Source organism: Mesorhizobium sp. LNHC229A00 (assembly GCF_000502415.1).
In the GTDB taxonomy this organism is placed as follows: Bacteria; Pseudomonadota; Alphaproteobacteria; order Rhizobiales; family Rhizobiaceae; genus Mesorhizobium.
The window spans coordinates 416,752-442,468 of the sequence record NZ_AYWQ01000001.1 but is presented as its reverse complement, the minus strand read 5'-3'; the positions used below and the strand labels follow the sequence as shown (position 1 = coordinate 442,468).

The following is a 25,717-nucleotide window of genomic DNA, read 5'->3' as shown; positions in this document are numbered from 1 at the left end:
TCTTAGGGATTCATTTACGCCTCGGGCACCAATTAGCTCAACTCCGGCGCAAATTTTTCCTACGGAGGATAAGGGCGAGGCCATGGACAAGCGCGATCTGTCGACGATCTTCCGGGAGCGTCTGAAGCTCCTCCTGACACGATCCGACCTCAACCAGTCGGCTTTCGCGTCAGCAGTCGGCATCGACAGGTCGGCGTTGTCGCAACTGATGTCGGGTGCCTCGACCCGCCTGCCACGTGCCGAAACGCTTCTGAACATCGCCGCCGAATTCAAAGTGTCGCTAGACTGGCTGCTTGGCCTCAGCCAGGATGAAGGCGTGACCGGCGAAATCCGCGAGAGCCTTGAGATCGAGGAAGCGCCCGACGGTTTCGACCGCACGCTGCTCGCCAAATGGTTCGCGGAAGCGGCGGGCACCAAGATCCGCTATGTGCCTGCCGGCATTCCCGATCTCCTGCGCACCCACGCGCTCGTCGACTATGAGGCCAACATCACCAACAGGAGCCGATTGGCGCAGGCCAGCGAAACGCAATACCGCATCGAGTACAACCGGCGGCCGGAAACCGACATGGAAGTCTGCATGCCGCGCCACACGCTGGAGATCTTCGCCCGCGGTCTCGGCGTGTGGGACCGTTTCCCGGCGGCCGACCGCCAGCAGCAGCTTGCCCATATGGCAACGCTGCTCGACGACCTCTATCCGACCTTCCGCCTGTTCCTATATGACGGCCGCATGCGCTATTCCATACCGCTGACCATTTTCGGCCCCTATCGCGCGGCGATCTATGTCGGCGACATGTATGTGGTGCTGAACGCCACTCAGCCGGTCCAGGCCTTGACCCGACATTTCGACAATCTGATCCGCGCCGCCGACATTAATCCGCACGAAGCGGCAGCCTTTGCACGCAACCTCGCCGGTATGTCGTTCGCATCAGGCTCTGCCTGAGCACTCAGCGCCGCATTTTCATTGACTAGACATAAAGACTTCTTTATATCCTTATTCGAATTTCCATACATGTTCGAATTCCAAGACACGAAAGCCAATCCGATGACGAGCAATCCGATCGATGCGTTGCTGACTGAAAAGGGCGTGCTGCTGGCCGATGGCGCCACGGGCACCAATTTGTTCGCCATGGGTCTGGAGGCCGGTGAGGCGCCGGAACTGCTGAACGAAACCGCGCCCGACACCATCACCAGCCTGCACCAGAATTTCGTCGACGCAGGCGCCGACATCATCCTGACCAACTCGTTCGGCGGCACCCGCCACCGGCTGAAACTGCACCATGCGCAGGACCGCGTGCATGCGCTGAACAAGCGCGCAGCCGAGATCGCCCGCGCCGTCGCCGACAAGGCCGGCCGCAAGGTGATCGTCGCCGGCTCGGTCGGTCCGACAGGGGAATTGCTGGTGCCGCTTGGCGCCATGACCTATGACGAGGCGGTTGACGCCTTTGCCGAGCAGATCGAGGGTCTCAAGGAGGGTGGCGCCGAAGTCGCCTGGATCGAGACGATGTCGGCGCCCGGCGAGATCCGCGCGGCTGCCGAAGCCGCCATACGCGTCGGCCTGCCCTACACCTATACCGGCTCGTTCGACACCGCCGGTCGCACCATGATGGGCCTGCTGCCGAAAGACATCCACGGCGTCGCCGACGGCCTGTCGCAAGCACCGCTCGGGGTTGGCGCCAATTGCGGCGTCGGCGCTTCCGACATCCTGGCCTCGCTGCTCGACATGACCGAGGCCAAGCCGGAGGCGACTGTCATCGTCAAGGGCAATTGCGGCATTCCCGAATTCCGTGGCACCGAGATCCACTATTCCGGTACGCCGGAACTGATGGCCGACTATGTCAGGCTCGCCGTGGATGGCGGAGCCAAGATCATCGGTGGCTGCTGCGGCACCTCGTTCCAGCATCTGGCCGCGATGCGCAAGGCGCTCGACGCCCACACCAGGGCGGATCGCCCGACGGTCGAAAAAATCGTCGAGCGCATCGGCCCGATGCGCAACAAGGTGGCGACGGCAAACACCGCCGAGACCAGCGAAGCCCGCCGCGAGCGGCGGCGCAGCCGCGCCTGACGCGATTTCCTTTGCGGTTATTCGCTGTTGTCGGCGTAGCTTGACAGGGCCGACTTGAAATCAACCACGTTGTCGCCGCGCATTGTTGCCAGCGCGCCGGATGCGCTCGGATCGGAAATCTGCTCCAGCATGGCGCGGAAGCGGTCATTGGTCAGCGCCGACATGGCGGTGTGGCGCGCCTGCGCGACATCGTCGCTGATGCGTCTGGATTCGGCTGACGGTGATAAACCCGCCGAAGCATCACGTGCCGGCGGAGTCGGGTTGGCGGTGGTTGTGATTTTCAATTCCGGCTCCCTCAAGCCTTAGACATGACCGGTGTAGCGAGAGGAAATTGCGATCCGGTACCGGAAATGCCGAGCAATTTAACGATCCCGTGCGGATCGCTCCAACTTGCGGCAGTATCGTCATGGACCAACTAGATCAAAGGCGGAAAAAGTTTACGCAGGAACCCGTTAAACCAGGAGGCCTGCGCTGCATCATGCAGGCTTATAAGACGATCCTGTTCTTCACGCGTCTGCGCGCCCGGCTTGCCATAGTTCGCGGTCGGGCGGTCCTGCACACGTCGAAATCCTGTAGGCGTGACTTCCGGATGGAACTGCAGTCCGTAGATCTTATCACCAATGCAAAAAGCCTGGTTGGGAAACGAGGCGCTCGAAGCAAGGTGCCGAGCGCCTTCAGGCAATTCAAAGCCGTGCCAGTGTGATTGCGTGACATGGATCGGCTCGGACAGAAAATCCTCCGCTCCCTCTGTCGGGTAGAGTGGATAGCAGCCAAATTCGTGCACGCCGCTCACCGGCGGACCGACATGAGCACCGCGATGCCAGGCGATCTGCTGCGCGCCCTGGCAGATGCCGAGCAAGGGGATATCGGAGCTCATGCAGAAGTCGATAAATCGGTACTCGTTCAGCAAGAATGGATGCAGTGACGTGTCGTAGACATTGTACATTCCGCCGTAGACCACGCCGCCCGCGACATCCTCATCAACGTCCAGCACCTCTCCGGCATAGGCTCGACGCAAGACGGGCTCGTAGCCGCTTTGCTGGAGGTAGGCGAACACACGGTCGTCGGCAGGTTCGTCGCTGTGCCGCACCAGGATAATACGTCTCTTCATTGCTCTCTGCCTCCCGCTCGCCAGAATGGGTGGCGGACAAGCATGGCGCAACGAAAAAAGGCCGGCAAGGGCAAAGATCCCTAGCCGGCCTGCCTCACCCGCCCGTCGGCCGGTGATCAGAACGATCCCGTCATCTGAAAGAAACCGGCCGTCATCGCCACTACCGGTTGCCGCCCAGCGCCGAGGCAAGGCGCACAAGCGAAAGGAACTCGGACCTGTACCCAAACGGGTCGGCTCCTCGGGCGGCGGTGGCAATCTCCATGATCTTGTCGTAGCCGAACTTCCCGGTCGCATCCTCGTCGCGCAGCTTCTGGCCGAAGGCCGCGACCGCGACGGAGAAACGCTGGTCGGTACTCGCCCGGTCGAAGGACGCGACCTCGTTGGCCGAGGTCACCGGCGTGGTGATCAGCTTCGAGACATCCTCGTTGGGCAGCTTGTAGCGGATCTTGACGAAGGCATATTCGTCCGCATTGGCAACGCCGCCATTGTTGACCGTCGCCTGGCCGTAGCGTAGCGGATCGATTTGCTCACCACCACCGCCTTTGGGCGTGATCTCGTAGATCGCGGTGACCGAATGCCCCGAGCCGATATCGCCGGCATCGACGCGGTCATTGTTGAAATCCTCGCGGTTAAGCGCCCGGGTCTCGTAGCCGATAAGACGATATTCGGAGACCTTGTTCGGGTTGAACTCGACCTGGATCTTCACGTCCTTGGCGATGGTGAACAGCGTCGAGGACGCGTCCTCGACCAGCACCTTCTCTGCCTCGGCCAGCGTGTCGATATAGGCAGCGGTGCCGTTGCCGTTCTGGGCAATGGTCTGCATCATTTCATCGTTCAGATTGCCGCGGCCGAAGCCGAACACCGACAGGAACACGCCGGTCTTGCGTTCGCTCTCGATCAGCCGCTTCAGGTCGTCGTCATCGGTCTGGCCGACATTGAAGTCGCCGTCAGTGGCAAGCATCACCCGGTTGACGCCGTCCTTGATGAAGGACTGCTGGGCAAGCTTGTAGGCTTCCTTGATGCCGGCCTCGCCTGCCGTCGAGCCACCGGGCCGCAGATTGTCGATGGCATTGAGGATCTTGTCCTTCTCGGCAACCTTTGTCGGCATCAGCACGGTGCCGGCATCGCCCGCATAGGTGACGATCGAGATGGTGTCGTCGGCCTTCAGCTTGCTGACCAGCAGCCGGAACGCCGACTTGAGCAGCGGCAGCTTGTCCGGTTCGTCCATCGAGCCCGACACGTCGATCAGGAAGACCAGATTGGCCTTCGGCTGCTCGGTCGGCTTGACGTCAAAACCCTTGATGGCGACGTGCATCAGCTTGGTGTGCGCGTTCCACGGGGTCGGCATGACGCTGACGGTCGAGTTGAACGGCGTTGATACCGAGTCCGGCCCCTTCCAGTCATAGGGGAAGTAATTGATCATCTCCTCGACGCGAACCGTGTCGGCTTGCGGCAGGTAGCCCTGCTTCAGCGAGCCGCGCACGAAGGAATAGGACGCGGTGTCGACATCGATCGAGAAGGTCGAGACCGGCTCCTCCAATGCGGCGTGCACCGGATTGGTCTTGAAATCCTGGACGCGGTCGCGGTTTTCCTCCTGCGGCGCCACCTGGTCGGCCGGGATGGCCGCCGGCTGCTGCGGGGACATAAGCTTGGGCTCGGCAGCCGGCATGCGAGCAACTCGCGACGGCGCGCTTGTCGTGCCATCCAGTGCGAATTCACCTTTGGGGGCCGGTGCTGGCTTGTAAGCCCGCAAGGTGGCCGACTGAGATTCGTTAACTGTTGCCGGGGCGTCAGCATTCGGCGTCACGTTTTGCGTACGTCCATCCTGCGGTGCCAAGCCCCCGACGGCAGTCGTCTGCGACTGTGGCGGAGAAGCTGGTGGCGCAAGCGCGTCGCCGCTGGCATCGCGGCTTTCCACGTCCAAGTCTGCCTTTTTGTCCTTCTCCAGCGCCGCGGCAGCCTGTTTCGGCTCGGCGGTGGTTGTCTTCAGCGTCGCCGGCTTGTCGGCCAGCGTCTCGGTGATCTTCTCGTCGCCGCCGACCGGCGACGGCTGTTCCCTCAGCATATGGAAGGTGGCGTACCCGGCGATCGGCAGGGCGACGAGGCCGGCAAGGGCCGGCGTGGCAATGAGTTTCTTTTGCATGATCTCGCTCCAGAGCTTTTGTGCTCGCTCCGTGAGACGAAGGCCGCCAGCCGATCCTTGGGTGACGGGGGAAATATTTTCCTGATCGTAGGCGCGCAGGGCGGCTTCGAAGGCTCGTGCCTTCGCGCTCTCGCCCGGCGCCGGTACCGCTGCATTGCTCAGCTTTCTGAGTTCGTTGTCGTCGACCATGGTCACACTTCCCCGGCTGAACGCATCAACGTCTTCAGCCGTTTCTTCGCTTCATGGATGTGCCAGGAAACCGTCGTCTCCGAGATCGCCATCGCCTCGGCGGCGGCCGCGTGGCTCAAGCCTTCGCCATGGACAAGCATTACCGCATCGCGCTGCTTGTCCGGCAATTGCCGCACCGCCGCCCACAACGCCTCGGTCGGTTCTTCACCCTCGGCCGGGCCTTCGCCCGATATCAACGCATGGATGCCATAGGCCTCGGTCTTGACCGTCTCGCGCTGGGTCTTGCGCATCGTGTCGCGCGCCGCGTTCATCGTCATGGTGTAGAGCCATGTCGTGAACGCGCCGCCGCCGCGATAATCGCGGATTGCCTTGCCCAGCCTGACACAGACTTCCTGGGCGATGTCTTCGGCATCGGCCTTCCTGCCGCACCAGCGATAGGCGGCGCGATAGACGAAGTCGTAGTGACGCTCCAGCAATTTGCCGAAGGCCTCTCTGTCTCCGCCCTTCGCCCGCCCGATCAGTTCGGCGTCGGAGGCTTCGCTCTCATCCAGCATCATCGCCATCATNCTTCCTGCCGCACCAGCGATAGGCGGCGCGATAGACGAAGTCGTAGTGACGCTCCAGCAATTTGCCGAAGGCCCCCCTGTCTCCGCCCTTCGCCCGCCCGATCAGTTCGGCGTCGGAGGCTTCGCTCTCATCCAGCATCATCGCCATCATTTGCCTGTTGGACGAAGGCTAATGGCTAATCCTTGGGGGGATGGAAAGATTTTTCTCGAATTGGACGTTTGTGTCTGGGGCGTGTCGAGTCAGGCAGGCCGGCCTCGCCTGAACGTCAACACGCCTGGCCCGCCGCCCAGCCCGACGACCACGCCCATTGGAAATTATAGCCGCCGAGCCAGCCGGTGACGTCGACGACCTCGCCGATGAAGAACAGGCCCGGCATCAACTTCGCCCGCATCGTCTTCTGGTCGAGGCTGTTGGTGTCTACCCCGCCGAGCGTCACTTCGGCCGTCCGGTAGCCCTCCGAACCGGCTGGCTTGATGCGCCAGTCGTTGACCGCGACCTCGACTGTTTTGATCTGGGCCTCGGAAAGGTCGGCGAGGTTGCCGTCTAGCCCGGTTCGCTCGGCTATCGCCTGAGCCAGCCGTTTCGGCAGATGATTCGCCAGCACGGTCTGCACCGCTTGCCGGCCATTGCCACGCCTGGCGGCGCGGACGAGCTCAGCCACATCAGTGCCCGGCAGCATGGCGATGCGGATCTCATCGCCCTCGCGCCAATAGGAGGATATCTGCAGGATGGATGGCCCACTGACGCCGCGATGCGTGAACAGCATCGCTTCGGAAAATCGCGTCTTGCCGCAGGCAATCTCGGCGTCGACCGCGTTTCCGGCCAGGGGCGAAAGCCGCTCAAGCGTTTTTGCGTCAAAGGTCAACGGCACCAGTGCAGGCCGTGTTTCGACGACGGCAAGGCCAAACCGCTCGGCAAGCTCGTAGCCGAAGCCCGTCGCGCCCATCTTGGGGATCGACTTGCCGCCACAGGCCACGACGAGGGACTGGCAGGAAACCGAGCCGGTGGAGAGGGTGAGTTCAAACCCTTCCGCGGTTTTGCCGATAGTCTCGACGCGGGTCGACAATACCAGCTCGGCGCCCCTGCCCCGCATTTCCGAGACTAGCATATCGATGATCTGGCGCGCGGAGCCGTCACAAAACAGCTGCCCCAATGTCTTCTCGTGATAGGCAATACCGTGGCGTTCGACCAGCGCAATGAAATCGCGCTGCGTATAGCGGCTGAGCGCCGAGATGCAGAAATGCGGATTCCTCGAGATGAAATTCTTCGGGCTCGCATGGATGTTGGTGAAATTGCATCGGCCGCCGCCGGAGATGCGGATCTTTTCGCCAGGTGCCGCCGCATGATCGAGGATCAGCACCGAACGGCCGCGCTTGGCCGCTTCCACGGCGCACATCATTCCGGCGGCGCCGGCGCCGATGATCACGACATCATAGGATTGCATAAGGTTGATCGTTCCCGCGCGGCTCCCGCTCAATCAGCGAGACGCCCTGATACCGCGAACGGATTGGGCAGCCAACAGGCGAGAACAGACGCGAGACTCAGGTCAGTGTCTCGGCAAACAGCGCCGTCAGCCGCTTCCAGTGACGCTCGGCTCCAGCTTCGTCGTAGACGCTGTGGTCGGGCACGCACCAGCCATGCGCCATGCCGACATAGTTCTCCAGCAGATGGTCGACTTCCGCCGCCCTCAGCGCCGCGGCCAGCTTGGTCGACTGCTCCGGTGGAAAACTCCGGTCGACGCCCGCCATGCCGACATAGACGCGCGCCTTGATGGAAGCCGCCTTGCGGTGCGGGCTGTCGGCGGCATCGCTGGCTAGGTTGCCGCCATGAAAACTGGCGGCGGCCTTGACCCTGTCGGGGTAGGTCGCGGCCGCGTTGAGCGCCCGTGCCCCGCCCATGCAATAGCCCACAGTGCCGATCGGTCCCGCGACGCCTTCGCCGGCGAGCGCGTCGACAAAGGCGGCGCTGTCGCTGATGGTCATTTCCTGCGTCGTACCGGTGACCAGCGCCATCAGCGACGCCTTTGTCTTTTCTTCGACAAAGGCGGTCTTGGCGGCGAACGGCCCATAGGGAGCATTGCGATAGAATAGATCGGGCACCAGCACCGCATAGCCCTCGACCGCCAGCCGTTCCGCCATCTGGTCAAGCGCCGGGCGAGGACCGAAGGCATCCTGGTAGAGAATGACACCGGCCTTGGCTGAAGAGACCTTGGCCGAGCGGAACAGGCCCGCCTTCGCCACGCCGTCACGGGTCTTGATGTGAAGGTCCTGCTTCGTCATTGCCTGCTCCGTTTGCCAGATGCGCGATACATATCCGCGCAAGCCGCCACGGCAAGGCGTTCCCTGAGCCCGATAGTCAACATTTCGTGCGGAATCGCGTGATGCGCTTGCAGGCTGCCTGCGGAAAGTTTCGATCAGCTTTGGCCCTCGAGGCGTATGGTCCTGGCTCCGACATGCTGCGCACGGCCGGCGCCGCACCCCATGATGGCAGCGCCAAGACCGAGCGCGACGAACAGAAAGGCCGATACCGAAAAACTGCCGGTCCAGCCACGGATCAGTCGGACCAGAAGCGGACCGGTCGCGGTCAAGGCGCCCATCGGCGTAGCCTGCTTGGCGGGGGCAAAAATCAGGTGGCGGCCCGTGCAAAACTAGCCATGTGAAACGCCTGAACCTCCGGCGGATAGCGATAGGAGCAGCCATAGGGGCAGGCGTTGCGATCGAGGCAACCGCCACTGCGGCACGGCTCGCCATTCGCCCCCCGCACATGCGCAAGGCAGGCCTGGTAGGCGAAACCATCCGTCGAATAAGCGTCGACCGGACAGGATTTCAGACAAGGTTTGTCGACGCATGTGTCGCAAAGATGGATCGTCTCCCGAAATTCCGGAAGCGTTATCTCCTCCTCGAACAGCAACGCGCCGCGATAAGCATGCCAAAGCCCGTATTGCGGATGCATGAGGATGCCGAGCGGGGACGGCTTCAGCCCCTCCGCCCGAACAGCCCATTGCTGGAACGGCAGGTAAGGCTTGTCCGAGGGCGAAACGAAGCGGGCACCAAACTCTTGCGCTACCTCGCCGATGACCTGCCGTGACCAGGTGTCGAGCGGATCGGCGATCGCCTGTGGCTGTTGCTGCCGCCAGCGCAGGAAATGCGGCCAAGGCGCGGCACCCGCCTGCCCTACCAGCAGGACAGACTTTGCCGGCCGACCCGAGGCGCCATCAGGAACACCCTCGTCATCGCGAAAAAGAAGACCGCCACGCAGGATGAGGCCGTTGGCGCCAAGCGCGGCCGTGATCTCGTCGATCATGCCGCGCATGCAATCATCCCTTCTTGTCCGGATCGGAGAAGGCGCTCCGCCAGACTTCCTTGTGAATGATGTTGGCGACTTTAGCCCCGCCTGACTCGGGCTCCTTTCAGGTGAAGGCGTCGGGCATCGACCCCTTCTTCTTGGCGATGAAATCCTTCAAGGCTTCATCGATGCCTTCATCAAGGTGCGGCGCTTCGTAAACCTCCAGCCAGCGCCGCGCCAGATCGTTGGCGCGCTGCGGTGCGGTCTTCTGGCCCTCGGCCAGCCACTGCTCGTAGGAGTTGTTGTCGGCGATCGACGAGCGGTAGAATGCGGTCTGGAAATTGGCCTGCGTATGGTCGCAGCCGAGATAGTGGCTGCCCGGGCCGACCTGGCGGATGGCGTCCATCGCCTGGCCGTTTTCCGACAGGTCGACGCCCTCGGAGAATTTCTGGGTCATACCGAGCTGGTCGATATCCATCATGAATTTTTCGTAGCAGGAGGCCAGTCCACCTTCGAGCCAGCCTGCCGAATGCAGGACGAAATTGGTGCCGGCGAGAATGGTCGAGTTCAGCGTGTTGGCGCTCTCATAGGCTGCCTGTGCGTCCGGAACTTTCGAAGCACAGAGCGAGCCCCCGGTACGGAACGGCAAGCCGAGCCGGCGGGCCAGTTGTGCCGCGCCATAGGAGACCAGCGACGGCTCCGGCGTGCCGAAGGTCGGCGCGCCCGACTGCATCGAGATCGACGAGGCGAAGGTGCCGAACAGCACTGGCGCGCCCGGACGGATCAGCTGCGTGAACGAGGCGCCGGCCAGCACTTCGGCCAGGACCTGCGTCAGCGTGCCGGCGACCGTCACCGGGCTCATCGCGCCGGCCAGGATGAACGGCGTGACGATGCAGGCCTGGTTATGCCGCGAATAGACTTTCAAGGCGCCGAGCATGGTTTCGTCGAACACCATCGGCGAGTTGGCGTTGATCAGGCTCGTCAGCACCGTGTTGTTGTCGACGAAGTCGTCGCCGAAGACGAGCTTGGCCATCGCCACCGTGTCCTCGGCGCGCTCCGGTGCGGTCACCGAACCCATGAACGGCTTGTCGGAATATTTGATGTGCGCGTAGACCATGTCGAGATGGCGCTTGTTGACCGGCACGTCGACCGGCTCGCATACCGTGCCCCCCGAATGGTGGATCGACGGCGCCATGTAGGCAAGCTTCACGAAATTCTGGAAATCCTCGATCGTCGCGTAGNCCCGAATGGTGGATCGACGGCGCCATGTAGGCAAGCTTCACGAAATTCTGGAAATCCTCGATCGTCGCGTAGCGCCTGACGCCGTCGAGATCGCGCACGAAGGGCGGACCATAGACCGGTGCGAATACCGTCGCATTGCCACCGATCTGCACCGAGCGTTCTGAATTGCGGGCATGCTGGGTGTAGATGGGAGGGGCGGTCTTCAAGAGCGAACGGCAGAGTCCCTTGGGAAAATGCACGCGCTCGCCCTTGACGTCGGCGCCGGCCTCTTTCCAGAGCTGCAGCGCTTCCGCGTCATCGCGAAAAATAATGCCGATCTCTTCCAGCACCGTGTCGGTGTTCTTCTCGATCAGCGCCAGGCCTTCCTCGTTCAGCACCTCGTAGACGTTGATCTTGCGCTTGATGTAGGTGAGCTGGGTGCCGGGGCCGCCGCCGGAGCGCGCCGCACGCCTGGCCGCTGCTCCGCCGCTGGCGCCGCGCCCACGGCGCGCGTTTGACGCTTCCTGGTCGACTGCCGCGTGTTCGCTCATGATCGCTCTTCCCTGAATATGGCCTGCGTGACTATGGCTGGTCCGTAACCGTTGCAGCCGCATGACGCGGCTTTGCCCGGATCGTAGCCATGCACCCTATTCGAAACGGCCCGTCCGCGCCAACGCCTGTCGCAAAATCGACAAGAAAACCGATAGATTTTCCAGTCGCTTTCCTTTTGCGGGAAGTCGCAAATCAGCTATGGATACCCGCCCGTTGCGGGTTAGGTATGAACACCAATATTTTGTGCCTTGCGACACAGTCGCGATGCCGTGAGGAGCTGGATAAAAATGTCCGACGACGAGATCATCCTTTCCGAGCTTTCCGACGACGAGCTGGTGCAGCAGATGCACGACGATCTATATGACGGGCTGAAGGAAGAGATCGAGGAAGGCACCAACATCCTCCTCGAGCGCGGCTGGGCGCCCTACAAGGTGCTTACCGAGGCGCTGGTCGAAGGCATGCGTATCGTCGGCGAGGATTTTCGCGACGGCATCCTGTTCGTGCCGGAAGTGCTGTTGTCCGCCAACGCCATGAAGGCCGGCATGTTCATCCTGCGTCCGCTGCTCGCCGCCACCGGCGCGCCGAAACAGGGCAAGATGGTGATCGGCACCGTCAAGGGCGACATCCACGACATCGGCAAGAACCTCGTCGGCATGATGATGGAGGGGGCGGGCTTCGACGTCATCGATCTCGGCATCAACAACGCGGTCGAGAAGTATCTCGACGCGATCGAAAAGCACCAGCCCGACATCATCGGCATGTCGGCGCTGCTGACCACCACCATGCCCTACATGAAGGTCGTCATCGACACGATGAAGGAAAAGGGCATTCGCGACGACTACGTCGTGCTGGTCGGCGGCGCGCCGCTCAACGAGGAATTCGGCAAGGCCGTCGGCGCCGACGCTTATTGCCGCGACGCGGCGGTGGCGGTCGAGACCGCCAAGGATTTCATGAAGCGCAAGCACAACGTGCGTGCTTCGGCCTGATCCAAGGCATCAGGGCGACGAAAGAGAAGCCGCGCCTTGCAGCGCGGCTTTTTTGTCCCCAGATGAGAGACGGCCGCCGATCAATTGGCGACGGTGTCTTTGACCGCCCTGGCCGTCGACTTGACATCCTTGCCGACACCCCGAACGGTGTTGGCGCAGGCCGTAAGTGCAAGAGCGCAGGCAAGGATAGCCATCGGCGCTATGCGTAGCAGTTTCATGGACGGTGTCTCCCTCGAAAGATAAATTAGCCCCGCAGCGAAAAGCCGGCTCGACTTGGTCAAGACGAAAAAAACAAAACCGAATCAGACAGACAGGCTGCTCGTCATCGCCTGCGGGATGATTGCGCGCGAGGTGTTGGCCGTCAAGGAACAGCTCGGGCTGGATCACCTCGAATTGACGTGTTTGCCGGCGGAGTTTCATTTCCATCCCGACCGCATCGCGCCGGCCATGGACAAGGCGATCGAAAAGGCCAGGGCGGAAGGCTATGAACACATCTTCGTCGGCTATGCCGATTGCGGCACTGGCGGGCTGCTTGACCGCGTGTTGGAGAAGCATGGCGTCGAACGCATGGCCGGCCCGCATTGCTTCGCCTTCTATCAAGGCATGGAAGCCTATGCGAAGGTCGCCGACGACGACATGATGTCCTTCTACATGACGGACTTCCTGTGCCGCCAGTTCGATGCCTTTTTCATGAAGCCGCTCGGGCTGGACAAGCATCCGGAGCTGATCAAGGACTATTTCGGCAACTACGAGAAGCTGATCTATCTGGCGCAGACCGACGATCCGGAGCTCGACAAGGTCGCGGAAAAGGCCGCCGCCCTGCTCGGCCTCGCCTACGAGCGCCGCTCCACCGGTTTTGGCGACCTGACGCCAGGCCTGGCGCGGGCGGCCGCGAACGCCTGACGGCTTCAGGCCGGGTCTTCGGCTGCCAGCGCCGCCAGCACGTCGGCAAAGCGCGTCCTGCAGGCAAAACCCAGCCTGTCCCGCGCCCGCGACGCGTCATAGATCCGGTCGATCGAGGAAAACATCGTCCAGCCCTTCCTCGCGTAGAGAGCGGGAAATTCAGGAAAGTACCGCGCCACCACGGACGGCGCGTCCCTGATCAACGCCTCGCAATCTTCGGGTTGGAACGGCGTCGGCGCACAGACTATGAAGATGTCGAAGCCGAGCTCCGGTGCCTTCTCCAAGGCCACGACATGCGCCTGCGCCGCGTCCTCCACCGTCAGCCGCCGAAACAGCATTTCGTTTGCTTTGGTGTTGGCGTCCGATTGCTCGATGGCATGCGCCATGTCGTCGGCCTCGGGGAAGAAACGTGCCGTGCGCAGCACCACCACCGGCAGCCCGTGCTGGAGATGGTAGAGACGGCAGAGATGCTCGGCGGATAGCTTGGTGACACCGTAGATATTGCGCGGCTCGGGCGACATCGCTTCCGTCAGCCACGCCGCCTTGCGCGCACCGCCTTTGAAGCCGTCGCGTATCGCCTGCGAAATCATCAGCGAGGTCGTTGACGTGAAGACGAACCGTTGCACATTGGCAGCCACCGCCGCGTCGAGTAGGTTTAGCGTGCCTTGCACGTTGGCCGCGATGAAATCGCTGTTGGCATGGCTGTCTATGTTGGGCTTGTGCAGCGCGCCGCAGTGAATAATGGCCTCTATCCGGTTTTCTCCGACGGCTCGCATGACGAGGTCACGGTTGGCGATCGAACCGACGATCAGCGTTTCGGCCGATGGAACGGGATCGAGGCCGGTGACGTCGTGTCCAAGTCTACGCAGGAGCGGCGCCAACGCGCTGCCCAGCCAACCCGACGATCCCGTAAGCAAGATTCGCATGCGTCACCATAAGTTTTGACCGAGACGCTGTTAAGCACGATGACAGGCGCCAGCGACCCGGTAAGTTATGCGCCAGGCGGCAGCAGCGCCGTTCCAGACAAACAGGGAATCCTTTGATGATCCTTCGCCCATTGATCGCCGCCCTTGGTCTCCTCTGCTGCAGTTTGCCCGCCCTTGCCGACGGTCAAGTGCAAAAACTGATCACGCCTGCCGATAAGGCGCGGCTCGACAAATATGGCGACACCCGCAAGGCGGCGCTCGCCGAAGCAAAGGCGGCCAACCCCGCCGAGCTCAAGCAACTCGACACGCTGTTGGCCAAGCCGCTGGTCGCCTTCTCCGACAAGGATCTCACCGGCAAGTGGCGGTGCCGCACGATCAAGGTCGGCGGACTGAGCCCGCTCGTTGTCTATGGCTGGTTCAAATGCAGGGTCACCGATGATGGCTCCGGTTGGCGACTGGAAAAGATCAGCGGTTCTCAGCGCACCCAGGGCCGCTTCTTCGACGACGGCGACAAGCGCTCGATCTATCTTGGCTCCGGCTCCGTCAACGACGATCGGGCAAAGCCCTATGGCAGCGGCCCGCAAACCGACCAGGTCGGCTACGCCTTCCGAAACAGTGCCAAGGAATGGCGTATCGAGTTCCCCGCGCCCTATTATGAATCGAAGCTCGACATCGTGGAGTTAAAGCGCTGACTGGGGTCTTCATGCGTTGGTAAGGCTTCGGCATACCAAGGATTAACCTGCCCGCCCTAAGGTCCGGCCAACTCAGCCGGTCCTTGGAGCACGGAAAGATCAATGGCAGCGTCGCAACCAAATCCGCGACCTATTGTCGTCGTCACCGGTGGCGGCGCGCACGTCTGGGCCATGATCAACGACCTCGCCGACCGCATCGGCCCTGTCAGCGTCGTTCTCGAAATCCCTGAATCGAAAAAGCAATTGCTGCGCGGCCGCGCCCGACGCCAGGGCTGGATCTCTGCCATCGGCCAGCTCGGCACGATGGTGCTGAGCAGGCTCGGCAAACGGCTTAACGTCAAACACGCCGCCCGTTTGATTGCCGAGGAGAAGCTTGAAACGGAACCGCGGCAAGGCCAGGTCATCGTCCATGTGGCATCCGCCAACGGGCCGGAATGTCTGCAGGCAATCCAGACGATCAAGCCCGGCGTCGTGCTGCTGAACGGCTGTCGGCTGATTTCCAGGGAGATGCTGGCCAAAATGCCGTGTCCGGTGCTCAACTATCATGCCGGCATCACCCCGAAATATCGCGGCATGAATGGCGGCTATTGGGCGTTGACGTCAGGCGATCCGCAGAATTTCGGCACCACCGTCCATCTGGTCGATGCGGGTGTCGACACTGGTGGCGTGCTGAAGCAGGTGCGCGGCAAGCCGAAACAAGGTGACACCATTTCAAGCTATGCGCTGCGCCAGGCGGCGTTTTCGCGCGACATCTGCGTCGAGGCGGTCAGCGACGCGTTGGCCGGTAAACTTGCAACGTTCGATCCAGGGCTGCCATCAAAGCAGTGGTACCACCCGACGATCTGGTTCTACGTCTGGACAGGGCTGAGAACCGGCATTTGGTAACGCATCCGGTGTCCGGAACGGTGCAAACTCCGCCGCCTTTATCGCTGCAGTGACCCCGTCGCGGCATGGGTCGCAAACGAATAAACGCACCTTTCATTTTACGACATCCAAATGCGTCGCTTTTGAATGCGCGCGCGTCGTCCCATAACAAGCGGGTCAACTGCGCTTGCGGCAATGCTCGGGGATCGAGGAGCGAGAATTCATGGCCGATCTTATCGTCGTCTACTGGCGCGACATTCCTGCCCAGGTCATCGTCAAGAAAGGCCGGCAGAACGCCAAGCGCGAACTGCCGTTGCGCTTCACCGAGGCGATCGACATGTGCGCCATGCGCACCGGCGCCGGCGGCACGGACGACTATCTGGCCGAGTGGCGCAAGGCTGATCCAGTTCCGGTCGGTGACGATCTCGAAGCCGAGGTCGAAAAGGCCTTCAACGAGATCGACGCGAAATATGACCGCGAGCGGCTGGTCGCTCTGGTCAAGGCCGGCGGCAAAGAAAATGTCTGAAACCACTCCCGTGAGCAAGGAAGGGGTGGCCATTACGCAGGCCACTCAGGTCAAGAAGGCGGCGCCGAAGTCCGACTACAAGCCGGCCGATGTCTCGCCGCAGCGGCGCGTACAGCGCTCCTTCGCGATACGGCTGTGGTCGATCAGGCATTCGCGCTTGCTCGAATGGTTCTACGCCCGCTTCGCCGACACGTTCTTGCTGCTGCATCCCTTGTGGAAGGGTATCGGCTATGGCCGTGTCGAGGCTCCAATCAAGTTCGTCGAAAAGCGCGTAAAAGGCTTCATGTTCGACTGCCGCATGTGCGGTCAGTGCATCCTCTCCTCGACCGGCATGTCTTGCCCGATGAACTGCCCCAAGCAGTTGCGCAACGGCCCTTGCGGCGGCGTGCGCGCCAACGGCAATTGCGAGGTCGAACCCGACATGCCCTGCGTCTGGGTCAAGGCCTGGGAAGGTTCGCGGAACATGGTCAACTCCGACAGGATCCTCACAGTGCAGAAGCCGGTCGATCAGTCGTTGCGCGAAACCTCTGCCTGGCTGCGGGTAACCGCGCAGGCCGCGGCAGCCCGTGAAGCCGCCGCTGCGGCGAAGACCGGAGCCTCCTCGTGACCGGCCGCCAGCTCGACGAAAATCCGGCCGGCATCCATTTGCCGCTCGATCCCCTGCCCGGCCACACCTCGCGCGGCCGCCTGGAGCGCGTGCTCAGGCGCGGCGAGTTCGCGGTGACGACCGAACTGAACCCGCCCGACAGCGCCGATCCGGAGGATGTCTACAACCGTGCAAGGATCTTCGACGGCTGGGTCGACGCCATCAACGCCGTCGATGCGTCCGGCGCCAATTGCCATATGTCGTCGGTCGGCATCTGTGCGCTTCTGACCCGCATGGGCTACGCACCAATCATGCAGATCGCCTGCCGCGACAAGAACCGCATCGCCATCCAGGGCGACGTGCTGGGCGGCGCCGCGATGGGCGTCGCCAACATGCTGTGCCTGACCGGCGACGGCGTGCAGGCCGGCGACCAGCCGGGCGCCAAGCCGGTGTTCGACCTCGATTCCATGTCGCTGTTGGAGACCTGCCGCATCATGCGAGACAACGGCAAGTTTCTGTCCGGCCGCAAGCTGACGACGCCGCCGCAGCTGTTCCTGGGCGCTGCCGTCAATCCGTTCGCGCCGCCCTTCGACTTTCGCCCGATCCATCTCGGCAAGAAGATCGCCGCCGGCGCGCAGTTCGTGCAAACGCAGTATTGCTTCGACGTGCCGATGTTCAAGACCTTCATGCAGAAGGCACGTGATCTCGGCCACACCGAGAAAGTGTTCATCCTGTGTGGCGTCGGCCCTCTCGCTTCCGCCAAGACGGCAAAATGGATCCGCTCCAACGTGCCGGGCATCCATATCCCCGACGCTATCATCAAGCGGCTGGAAGGCGCCCAGGACCAGAAGAAGGAAGGCAAGCAGCTCTGCACCGACATCATCAACGAGGTGAAGGAAATTCCCGGTGTCTCCGGCATCCATGTGATGGCCTATCGCCAGGAGGAATATGTCGCCGAGATCGTCGATGAATCGGGCGTGCTGAAGGGCCGCCAGCCGTGGAAGCGCGAGATCCGCCGCGACGACCAGATGGTCGCCGACCGGCTGGACCACATCCTGCACGACGACATTACCGAAACCCAGGTGGACATGGTGAAGACCGCGCATTGACTTGCGCGGAGAGCGACCATTCGCTTGATCGACAAGAGATAACGATATAAAGAACTCTTTATATCACGACGGAGAGATTTCATGACCCGGACCATCGTCGCCTCGGCGACACGAGAAATCATCATCGGCTTCGACCAGCCTTTCTGCGTGATTGGCGAACGCATCAACCCGACCGGCCGCAAGAAGCTCGCCGCCGAGATGGTGGTCGGCAATTTCGAGACTGTCATCAAGGACGCGCTGGAGCAGGCCGCCTGCGGCGCCACCATGCTCGACGTCAATGCCGGCGTCACCTCGGTCAACCCGAACGAAACCGAACCTGGCCTTCTGGTGCAGACGCTGGAGATCGTCCAGGGCCTGGTCGATCTGCCGCTGTCGATCGACAGTTCCGTCACCGCCGCGATCGAGGCCGCGCTGAAAGTCGCCAAGGGCCGGCCGTTGGTCAATTCCGTAACCGGCGAGGAGGAAAAGCTCGAGGCCATCCTGCCGCTGATCAAGAAATACAATGTGCCGGTCGTCGCCATCTCCAACGACGAGACCGGCATTTCGATGGATCCGGACGTGCGCTTTGCCGTCGCCAAGAAGATCGTGCAGCGCTGCGCCGATTTCGGCATCCCGGCGCATGACGTCGTCGTCGATCCGCTGGTGATGCCTATCGGCGCGCTGGGCGATGCCGGCCGCCAGGTGTTCGCTCTGCTGCGTCGGCTCCGCGAAGAGCTCAAGGTCAACACCACCTGCGGCCTGTCCAACATCTCCTTCGGCCTGCCGCACCGCCACGGCATCAACGCCGCCTTCATCCCGATGGTGATCGGCGCCGGCATGACCTCGGCGATCATGAACCCGGTGCGGCCGCAGGAAATGGAAGCCGTGCGCGGCGCCAACGTGCTGAACGGCACCGACGAGAACTGCACCAAATGGATCAAGACCTACAAGGACTACAAGCCGGCCGAAGGCGGCCACGCGGTGGCGGCGCCGACAGCGGTCAATGCGCCGGGCGAAGGCGGCGGCAATGGCGGCCGCCGACGCGGTGGCCGTGAAGCCCGGATGGGTCGGGGATAAGCGCGCAATCGTGAACTCGCCTGCAAACATAATCGATCCGCTCGTGCTGTTCATGCCGTCAGGCAAGCGCGGGCGGTTCCCTGTCGGCACGCCCGTGCTCGACGCCGCGCGCCAGCTCGGCGTCTATGTCGAGAGCGTGTGCGGCGGACGCGCCACTTGCGGGCGCTGCCAGATCGAGGTGCAGGAAGGCAATTTCGCCAAGCACAAGATCACCTCCTCCAACGATCACATTTCGCCCAAGGGCCCTAAGGAAGAGCGCTATGAACGCGTACGCGGCCTGCCCGAACGGCGCCGCCTGTCCTGCTCCGCCCAGATCCTCGGCGATCTCGTCATCGACGTGCCGCAGGACACGGTCATCAACGCCCAGACCATCCGCAAGGATGCCGACACCAGGGTCATCGCCCGCGATTCCGCGATCCGCATGTGCTACGTCGAGATCGAAGAACCAGACATGCACAAGCCGCTTGGCGATCTCGACCGCCTGAAGATCGCCCTGATGAAGGACTGGAACCTCAAAAGCCTGGACTTCGATTTTTATCTGCTGCCGCAGGTGCAAGGTATTTTGCGCAAGGGCAACTGGACGGCGACCGCCGCCATCTACAAGGATACGGACACCGAGACAGCGCGCGTCATCGCGCTGTGGCCGGGCCTCAAGAACGAGGCCTATGGCCTGGCTTGCGATATCGGCTCGACCACCATCGCCATGCATCTGGTGTCGCTGCTGTCGGGCCGCGTCGCCGCCTCGTCCGGAACGTCGAACCCGCAGATCCGCTTCGGCGAGGATCTGATGAGCCGCGTCTCCTATGTGATGATGAACCCGGATGGCCGCGAAGGCATGACGGTTGCTGTCCGCGAGGCAATCTCCGGCCTCGTCGACAAGGTTTGCGCGGAAGGCAATGTCCAGCGCAACGACATCCTGGATTCCGTCTTCGTCGGCAATCCGATCATGCATCACCTGTTCCTCGGCATCGATCCGACCGAACTCGGCGGCGCGCCCTTCGCGCTTGCCGTCTCGGGCGCCGTTCGCATCAAGGCATCCGACATCGGGCTGAAGCTCAACCAGGGCGCACGGCTCTATATGTTGCCTTGCATCGCCGGCCATGTCGGCGCCGACGCGGCGGCCGTGACCCTGTCCGAAGGTCCGCACCGCCAGGACGAGATGATGCTGATCGTGGACGTCGGCACCAATGCCGAGATCGTACTCGGAAACCGTACACGGGTCGTCGCTGCCTCCTCGCCGACCGGTCCGGCCTTCGAAGGCGCCGAAATCTCCGGTGGCCAGCGGGCCGCGCCCGGCGCCATCGAGCGCGTGCGCATCGATCCAGACACGCTGGAGCCGAAATACCGTGTCATCGGCTCGGAACTGTGGTCCGATGAGCCCAACTTCCTCGACAGCGTGCAGGCTACCGGCGTCACCGGCATTTGCGGCTCCGGCATCATCGAGATCGTCGCCGAAATGTATCTCACCGGCATCATCTCCGAGGATGGCGTCGTCGACGGATCGCTTGCCGCGCGCTCGCCGCGCGTCGTCCCCAACGGCCGCACCTTCTCCTACGTGCTGAAGGAAGGCGAACCCAAGATCACTATCACCCAGACCGACGTGCGTGCCATTCAGTTGGCCAAGGCGGCGCTCTATGCCGGCACCAAGCTGTTGATGGAAAAACAGAACACCGAGCATGTCGACCGTATCCACTTCGCCGGTGCCTTCGGCTCCTTCATCGACCCGAAATACGCCATGGTGTTAGGTCTCATCCCCGATTGCGACCTCGACAAGGTCTCGGCCGTGGGCAACGCCGCCGGCGCGGGTGCTCGCATGGCGCTGCTCAATCGCGGCTATCGCCGCGAAATCGAGGAGACGGTGAGCCAGATCGAAAAGATCGAGACGGCGCTCGAGCCGAAATTCCAGGAGCACTTCGTCTACGCCATGGCGCTGCCCAACAAGGTCGATCCGTTCCCGAAACTGTCGGCGGCGGTGAAGCTGCCGCCGCGCAAGACGGTGAGCGAGGATGGCATCGCCGGAGATGCAGCACCGCGCCGACGCTCCCGCGAAGGCCATGCTGCTCGGCGCAGCCGCGAATAGACGCGCCGGCCACTCCCTTGATTTATTTGTATGCAAATGTTTCCGGATCGTCCGATCCGGAAACCGAAATGCTGTTTTCGCGAAATCCAGCAGATACATGCACAGCGCATTTACCCGCACATCGAACGGCGGCCAAGGACAGTCCTTTGGCCATCGCCGTTCTTCAGGGGAGATGAAAATGTCGATGTTCGAAAATTTCGGCCGCTTGGGTGTGACCATCAGGCAAGCCCACGCCAGGAACAAATCAATCCGAGCGCTGAACAGCTTGCCGGCCCATGTCCAGAAGGACATCGGCTGGCCGGCATCGCCGCCGAACGATCCGCAGGCCACACTCGCCTCGCTGCTGCTAGGCTCCACGCGGTGACGACGTTCGCAGACAAATACAAATTGCGCGGCGTCCACCGGGGATCCCACACATCCCCGATGGCCACCAGCAACCGATTGCCCGCGGCACTTTTGCCGCGTCGCGGACGACGCGCGGATCACACCAGCGTGTGGGCACAGCGTAAATCTTGACATTCTCGGCCAAGGCACGATCTCGTTACAAGGGGAGTTCTCTTAGTCGGCTGCAGCCGAAGTTCGTGTATCCGCATGCCAAGTTTGAAAAGCCACGTTGTGTCCTTCGTGCTCAGGCACAGCCGCAAGCAAGCCTTTTCCAGCCCGGAAAACCTGCAGCGCTGGATCGTCGCCGCGCGCAAGACGGAGGATCACCATCCGCCGGTCGCGCTGCATCAGCGTTTCGAAATCCAGACGCGCAGCGTGGGCGGTTTTCCGGTCTACGAAATCGCCCCCAGGGCCGGAGAGCACAAGCGGATACTCTACCTGCATGGCGGCGCTTATGTCTTTGAGATCACGCCCTATCACTGGTATCTGATCGCCGACATGGCCGACCGGCTGGGCTACGGCATCACCGTGCCGATCTACCCTATCGCCCCGGAACACGATTTCCACGCCATGTTCGGCATGGTCGGCGCTGTCTACCGCCAGATGCTCGATGAGACAGAGGCGGAAGATATCGTCTTCATGGGCGATTCCGCGGGCGGCAACATGGCCGTGGTGCTGACCATGATGGCGGCGGAAGAGGGTTTGCCGGTGCCGTCGCGCCATGTGCTGATTTCACCCGGCCTCGACGTCTCGCTCGCAAACCCCGAAGTGTTCGAGGCGGAGCGGAAAGATCCATGGTTGGGCATCGCCGGCGGGCGCGAGGCAATCCGGCTCTATAGTGCCGGTATGGATCCGACAGACTGGCGTATCAGCCCGGTCTATGGCGATCTGTCGGTGCTGCCGAAGACACTGCTCCTGACGGGCTCCCGCGATCTTCTCACGCCCGACAATCTGATTTTTGCACAAAAAGCCAGCGCCGCCGGTGTCGAGGTGGAGCTGGTTTACGAGGAAGGCATGTTCCACGTCTGGCCGCTGATCGACATGCCGGAAGCGCGGCGCGCGCGCCAACACATCGTCGCGTTTCTCACGGACGACGCCTCCACTCGGGCTGAAAGGAAAACGGCCAAGTCGTCGACCAAAACTTCATCCCAGCACACCAACCATTTCGGCCAGACGATCAATCGGCTCGGCGAACGTGACGAGATCGCCGAGCGCTGAAACTCGGCTCCACGACATCGATCAGAACTTGCCGGTTTCCCTAAACACTTCGAAGGTCGCGCGGATGTGGTCGGCGACGGCCTTGACCGGCGCGCTGGCGTCCGGCGCCACCACCATGGCAAGATTGTAAGTGCCGATATCGGGCATCCCGTCCTTAGGACAGAGTTCAACCATGTCGTTGCCGAGGAACGATCTAGGCAGCGGCGCGACCGCGAGGTCGGCCATGATCGCGGCACGCTGGCCTGCGGTATGGGCACTCATATAAGCGACCCGATAGTTGCGGCCCTCGCGGCCCAATGCCTCGAGCGCGCCGGCCCGCCAGGCGCAGCCTTCTTCCCAAAGCGAAACCGGCAGCGGTTCGCGCAGATGCGCGCAGCCGCCCTTGGCGCCGGCCCACACGATCGGCTCGGTCAACAGCACCTCGGCGCCGAGCGCGCTGGTCTTGTACGAATTGGTCAACAGCGTGATGTCGAGCGCCCGGTCATCCATGCGCCGGCGAAGATTGCTGCTCTGGTCGATGGTGACGTCGACGGCGATCGAGGGATGCGACTGCGCGAAACGCTTCAACACATGCGGCAGCACGCGCTCGCCATAGTCGTCAGGTGAGCCGAGCCGCACCACGCCGACAATATCGGGGATGATGAATTTCGACACCACCTCACGGTTGATCGACAAAAGCCGCCGGGCATAGCCGAGCAGCATTTCGCCGTCCGTGGTCAGCGTCACCGAACGCGCGTCGCGCGCGAACACCGAGCGGCCGAGAATATCCTCCAGCTTCTTGATCTGCATGGAGACGGCCGACGGCGTCCGGAACACCGCATTGGCGGCGGTGGTGAAGCTGCCGGTCTCGGCAATCGCCACGAAGGTGCGCAAAACATCGAGATCGAGCAGCGGCAGCGGGTGATTGAGTGGGGCGTTCATGACGATCGACCTTCAATTTTTCTGATACAAAACATCATTCCATTTCGTTTGATTGAACATCAGATCAGGAGCATAGTCAACTCCATCGAAGCAGCATGCTGCCAAAAGCGGCCATGAAACGACCCCGGCTCAGACCTGCATTCGACGTGAAATGAAGCTGAAACCGACCTGACGTAACGCATTGCCGGCGCATGCCGCGCCGCAGCAAAGGAGATCGAAATGTCTATCCTATCGTCCCTCGGCCGCATCGCGACCGAATTCAACGCGGCCCGCGCCCGCTACCAGACCGAACGCGCCATCCGTTCGCTGCCGATCGAGCTGCAGAAGGATATCGGCTGGCCGGAAGCTTCCGACGCCAAGACCGGCATTCGCAGCGGCGTCGGATCCTGGGCTGGAGCAAAGTAAATCGTGTGTACCCCGTGCTGAAGGCCTGCCGCGCAACCCGCCCGGCAGGCCTTCTCTATTTATTTGTATTCAAACGAATTCACGAGCCATGTCGCCGCTGCATGGCGCATATGAGCAAGCCGCATAGCAGCTCGATTTTCAGGCTAAATCGCTGTAGATATTCATGAATCCTAGGCGTCTTGCTCATCGCTTGCCAAAATATGTCGCATCCGGTGTCGCTTTTCATATCAAGCGCTTCGCTTTTGCGATTTAGTTCCTGCTCACACAAGCCTATATCACCGTCAGCAAACGAGCTGCCCCACTCCATCAAGCGAAGGCGACCCGTTTAGAGCGACGTGCGTCCAATTGGACGCACAAAATGCGCTCTAACACTTTGAGTCTGCGCATCGTGCTTTCCGAAAATCAATTCGATTTTCGGGCTGATGCGCGAGCAACCGATTGGAGATGATCATGAAGCTTTTTGCCCGCCTCTTCGCCCGCCGCGAAATGAACCTGACCACCGCTCTCGAGCGTCAGCGTCTTGCCAACACCATGCCCGGCCAGACCGGCGCCATGGCCGCGGCGCGTCTCGGCTTCGTCGCCTGAACAAGCGCGGTTCCAGGAAACCGTATTTTCCCGGCCGGAACTGCGTAGAAATCGAAAATACAAGACACCTCCTGAGCCGCGCCCCTGCCGCGGCTTCAGGGTTGACTGCCGCCGCCTCGGTCCGCCGAGGCGGCGTTTATTTGTTGCGCTTCCATCGCTCTCACAAGCCGACGGGGGCCTAGTTCGAGTAGGCACCGCGCGGCGATTGCCCATTTGCGACCCATGTCGCAAATTTAATCTTGCCAAAGCCGACTAGCCAATTGACAGGAATGGTTTTTCCTGATGACGCTATGCTATTCGCGACATCCTGTTCGCGTCATGGCCAGATGAGGTTCCCCGTGAACGCCGTCAAGCATCCGATCAAGCGATCGTTTGTGTTCTTCCTTGTTCCCGATTTCACCATGATCGCTTTTGCGACCGCGCTGGACCCGCTGCGCTCCGCCAATCGGATGCTCGGCTACGAGGCCTATCGCTGGCGCCTCGCCAGCATCGACGGCAAGCCGGTGCGCGCCTCGAACGGCGTCGAGTGTGCGGTCAACACCTCGCTGGAGGAGGAACGCAAGAAGATGGCAGGGCCGGATCGCCCCAACATGGCCATCGTCTGCAGCGGCACCAATGTCGAGCGCTACCAGAACAAGTCGGCCTTTGCCTGGCTGCGCGAGGAATACAATCGCGGCGTCGCGGTCGGCGGCCTGTGCACCGGTGCGCATATCCTCGCCGCAGCCGGGCTCCTGTCCAACAAGCGCTGTGCCATCCATTGGGAAAACCTGCCCGGTTTTTCCGAAGCGTTTCCGAAGGCCAATGTCTTTGCCGACCTGTTCGAGATCGACCAGAACATCTACACCTGCGCCGGCGGCACCGCCGCGCTCGACATGATGCTGAAGCTGATCGGCGACGATTTCGACGAGAACCTCGTCAACCGCGTGTGCGAGCAGGTACTAACCGATCGTGTGCGCAGTCCGACCGACCGCCAGCGCCTGCCGCTGCGCGCCCGCCTCGGCGTGCAGAACTCGAAAGTACTGACCATCATCGAGCTGATGGAGGCCAATCTGTCCGAGCCGCTGTCGCTGATCGAGATCGCCGACCATGTCGACCTGTCGCGCCGCCAGATCGAGCGCCTGTTCCGCACCGAGATGGGACGGTCGCCCGCCCGCTACTACCTCGAAATCCGCCTCGACCGCGCCCGGCATCTCTTGATCCAGTCGTCGCTGCCGGTGGTCGAGGTGGCGGTCGCCTGCGGCTTCGTCTCGGCCTCGCATTTCTCGAAATGTTACCGCGAGCTCTACGCCCGCTCGCCGCAGCAGGAACGCGTCGACCGCAAGCAATTGCTGGCGGCCTGATCCCGC

Annotated in this window: 26 protein-coding genes and 2 pseudogenes; 16 read left to right on the top strand and 12 right to left on the bottom strand. The window is 62.1% G+C overall.

Annotation, left to right across the window (positions count from 1 at the left end; translation table 11 throughout):
• The first annotated feature begins 82 nt into the window (after positions 1-82).
• Positions 83-940: a helix-turn-helix transcriptional regulator gene (locus X742_RS167470; protein WP_023769870.1), complete on the top strand. Its 858-nt coding sequence runs from the start codon at positions 83-85 to the stop codon at positions 938-940.
• 69 nt (positions 941-1,009) lie between these two features.
• Complete coding sequence (gene bmt / locus X742_RS167475) at positions 1,010-2,062, top strand: betaine--homocysteine S-methyltransferase (RefSeq protein WP_084569462.1); 1,053 nt, start codon at positions 1,010-1,012, stop codon at positions 2,060-2,062.
• Between the two features lie 17 nt (positions 2,063-2,079).
• On the opposite strand, the gene X742_RS1000000174710 is transcribed toward bmt, so the two are convergent.
• The 9 genes and pseudogenes from X742_RS1000000174710 to X742_RS01000000169480 all read right to left on the bottom strand — a co-directional run bounded on the left by X742_RS1000000174710 (position 2,080) and on the right by X742_RS01000000169480 (position 11,129).
• Positions 2,080-2,361, bottom strand: a complete 282-nt coding sequence (locus X742_RS1000000174710; protein ID WP_084056048.1) for a hypothetical protein — start codon at positions 2,359-2,361, stop codon at positions 2,080-2,082.
• 116 nt (positions 2,362-2,477) lie between these two features.
• A complete protein-coding gene (locus tag X742_RS167485) occupies positions 2,478-3,173 on the bottom strand; it encodes a glutamine amidotransferase (RefSeq protein WP_023769867.1) in 696 nt (231 codons plus the stop codon).
• 160 nt (positions 3,174-3,333) lie between these two features.
• Positions 3,334-5,505, bottom strand: a complete 2,172-nt coding sequence (locus X742_RS167490; RefSeq protein WP_023769866.1) for a VWA domain-containing protein — start codon at positions 5,503-5,505, stop codon at positions 3,334-3,336.
• 2 nt (positions 5,506-5,507) lie between these two features.
• The gene (locus X742_RS167495) at positions 5,508-6,068 is read right to left on the bottom strand and encodes an RNA polymerase sigma factor (RefSeq protein ID WP_023769865.1); all 561 of its coding nucleotides are present in this window, start codon (positions 6,066-6,068) and stop codon (positions 5,508-5,510) included.
• A 269-nt stretch (positions 6,069-6,337) separates the two neighbouring features.
• Positions 6,338-7,516, bottom strand: coding sequence for an NAD(P)/FAD-dependent oxidoreductase (locus X742_RS167500; protein WP_023769863.1), 1,179 nt, complete (start codon positions 7,514-7,516; stop codon positions 6,338-6,340).
• Positions 7,517-7,613: 97 nt separating this feature from the next.
• On the bottom strand, positions 7,614-8,351 hold the full coding sequence (locus tag X742_RS167505; RefSeq protein WP_023769862.1) for a dienelactone hydrolase family protein: 738 nt from the start codon (positions 8,349-8,351) through the stop codon (positions 7,614-7,616).
• 134 nt (positions 8,352-8,485) lie between these two features.
• A pseudogene (locus X742_RS167510) lies at positions 8,486-8,659 on the bottom strand (cyanate transporter); the annotation flags it as partial.
• 38 nt (positions 8,660-8,697) lie between these two features.
• Complete coding sequence (locus X742_RS167515; RefSeq protein WP_023769860.1) at positions 8,698-9,384, bottom strand: hypothetical protein; 687 nt, start codon at positions 9,382-9,384, stop codon at positions 8,698-8,700.
• A gap of 97 nt (positions 9,385-9,481) precedes the next feature.
• Positions 9,482-11,129 (bottom strand): annotated as a pseudogene (locus X742_RS01000000169480) (trimethylamine methyltransferase family protein).
• Positions 11,130-11,417: 288 nt separating this feature from the next.
• Between X742_RS01000000169480 and X742_RS167520 the strand changes: the two are divergent.
• A complete protein-coding gene (locus X742_RS167520) occupies positions 11,418-12,116 on the top strand; it encodes a B12-binding domain-containing protein (protein ID WP_015317429.1) in 699 nt (232 codons plus the stop codon).
• Between the two features lie 80 nt (positions 12,117-12,196).
• Here X742_RS167520 and X742_RS27760 read toward each other — a convergent pair whose 3' ends face one another.
• Complete coding sequence (locus tag X742_RS27760) at positions 12,197-12,334, bottom strand: entericidin A/B family lipoprotein (RefSeq protein WP_015317428.1); 138 nt, start codon at positions 12,332-12,334, stop codon at positions 12,197-12,199.
• A 55-nt stretch (positions 12,335-12,389) separates the two neighbouring features.
• Between X742_RS27760 and X742_RS167525 the strand changes: the two genes are divergently transcribed.
• On the top strand, positions 12,390-13,019 hold the full coding sequence (locus X742_RS167525; protein ID WP_023769859.1) for a DUF1638 domain-containing protein: 630 nt from the start codon (positions 12,390-12,392) through the stop codon (positions 13,017-13,019).
• A gap of 5 nt (positions 13,020-13,024) precedes the next feature.
• Here the strand turns inward: X742_RS167525 and X742_RS167530 are convergent, their stop codons facing one another.
• On the bottom strand, positions 13,025-13,945 hold the full coding sequence (locus tag X742_RS167530) for an NAD(P)-dependent oxidoreductase (protein ID WP_023769858.1): 921 nt from the start codon (positions 13,943-13,945) through the stop codon (positions 13,025-13,027).
• 116 nt (positions 13,946-14,061) lie between these two features.
• Between X742_RS167530 and X742_RS167535 the strand changes: the two genes are divergently transcribed.
• From X742_RS167535 to X742_RS167575, 9 genes are all read left to right on the top strand, one after another.
• Positions 14,062-14,637, top strand: coding sequence for a DUF4893 domain-containing protein (locus X742_RS167535; RefSeq protein WP_023769857.1), 576 nt, complete (start codon positions 14,062-14,064; stop codon positions 14,635-14,637).
• Between the two features lie 102 nt (positions 14,638-14,739).
• Entirely contained in the window at positions 14,740-15,522 is a 783-nt protein-coding gene (locus X742_RS167540) for a formyl transferase (RefSeq protein WP_023769856.1), read from the top strand.
• A 202-nt stretch (positions 15,523-15,724) separates the two neighbouring features.
• Positions 15,725-16,027: a virulence factor gene (locus tag X742_RS167545; protein ID WP_015317423.1), complete on the top strand. Its 303-nt coding sequence runs from the start codon at positions 15,725-15,727 to the stop codon at positions 16,025-16,027.
• Positions 16,020-16,634 (top strand): methylenetetrahydrofolate reductase C-terminal domain-containing protein, encoded by a 615-nt coding sequence (locus tag X742_RS167550; RefSeq protein WP_023769855.1) that lies wholly within the window; start codon positions 16,020-16,022, stop codon positions 16,632-16,634. The genes X742_RS167545 and X742_RS167550 overlap by 8 nt, the downstream gene beginning before the upstream one ends.
• Positions 16,631-17,722 carry a methylenetetrahydrofolate reductase gene (locus tag X742_RS167555; RefSeq protein WP_023769854.1) on the top strand — a complete coding sequence of 364 codons (1,092 nt, stop codon included), beginning with the start codon at positions 16,631-16,633 and terminating at the stop codon, positions 17,720-17,722. The genes X742_RS167550 and X742_RS167555 overlap by 4 nt, the downstream gene beginning before the upstream one ends.
• Before the next feature lie 81 nt (positions 17,723-17,803).
• Positions 17,804-18,778, top strand: coding sequence for a methyltetrahydrofolate cobalamin methyltransferase (locus tag X742_RS167560; protein ID WP_023769853.1), 975 nt, complete (start codon positions 17,804-17,806; stop codon positions 18,776-18,778).
• Entirely contained in the window at positions 18,729-20,858 is a 2,130-nt protein-coding gene (locus tag X742_RS167565; protein WP_032924108.1) for an ASKHA domain-containing protein, read from the top strand. The genes X742_RS167560 and X742_RS167565 overlap by 50 nt, the downstream gene beginning before the upstream one ends.
• A 178-nt stretch (positions 20,859-21,036) precedes the next feature.
• On the top strand, positions 21,037-21,222 hold the full coding sequence (locus X742_RS167570; protein WP_023769851.1) for a hypothetical protein: 186 nt from the start codon (positions 21,037-21,039) through the stop codon (positions 21,220-21,222).
• A gap of 227 nt (positions 21,223-21,449) precedes the next feature.
• A complete protein-coding gene (locus X742_RS167575; RefSeq protein ID WP_023769850.1) occupies positions 21,450-22,460 on the top strand; it encodes an alpha/beta hydrolase in 1,011 nt (336 codons plus the stop codon).
• 21 nt (positions 22,461-22,481) lie between these two features.
• Here the strand turns inward: X742_RS167575 and X742_RS167580 are convergent, their stop codons facing one another.
• The gene (locus X742_RS167580; protein ID WP_015317416.1) at positions 22,482-23,381 is read right to left on the bottom strand and encodes a LysR substrate-binding domain-containing protein; all 900 of its coding nucleotides are present in this window, start codon (positions 23,379-23,381) and stop codon (positions 22,482-22,484) included.
• A gap of 219 nt (positions 23,382-23,600) precedes the next feature.
• On the opposite strand from X742_RS167580, the gene X742_RS167585 reads away from it, so the two are divergent.
• The 3 genes from X742_RS167585 (at position 23,601) to X742_RS167595 (ending at position 25,711) form a co-directional block, all read left to right on the top strand.
• A complete protein-coding gene (locus X742_RS167585) occupies positions 23,601-23,786 on the top strand; it encodes a hypothetical protein (RefSeq protein ID WP_023769849.1) in 186 nt (61 codons plus the stop codon).
• A gap of 450 nt (positions 23,787-24,236) precedes the next feature.
• Entirely contained in the window at positions 24,237-24,371 is a 135-nt protein-coding gene (locus tag X742_RS1000000176420) for a hypothetical protein (RefSeq protein WP_013894968.1), read from the top strand.
• A 401-nt stretch (positions 24,372-24,772) separates the two neighbouring features.
• Positions 24,773-25,711: a GlxA family transcriptional regulator gene (locus X742_RS167595; RefSeq protein ID WP_263485819.1), complete on the top strand. Its 939-nt coding sequence runs from the start codon at positions 24,773-24,775 to the stop codon at positions 25,709-25,711.
• Positions 25,712-25,717: the final 6 nt, after the last annotated feature.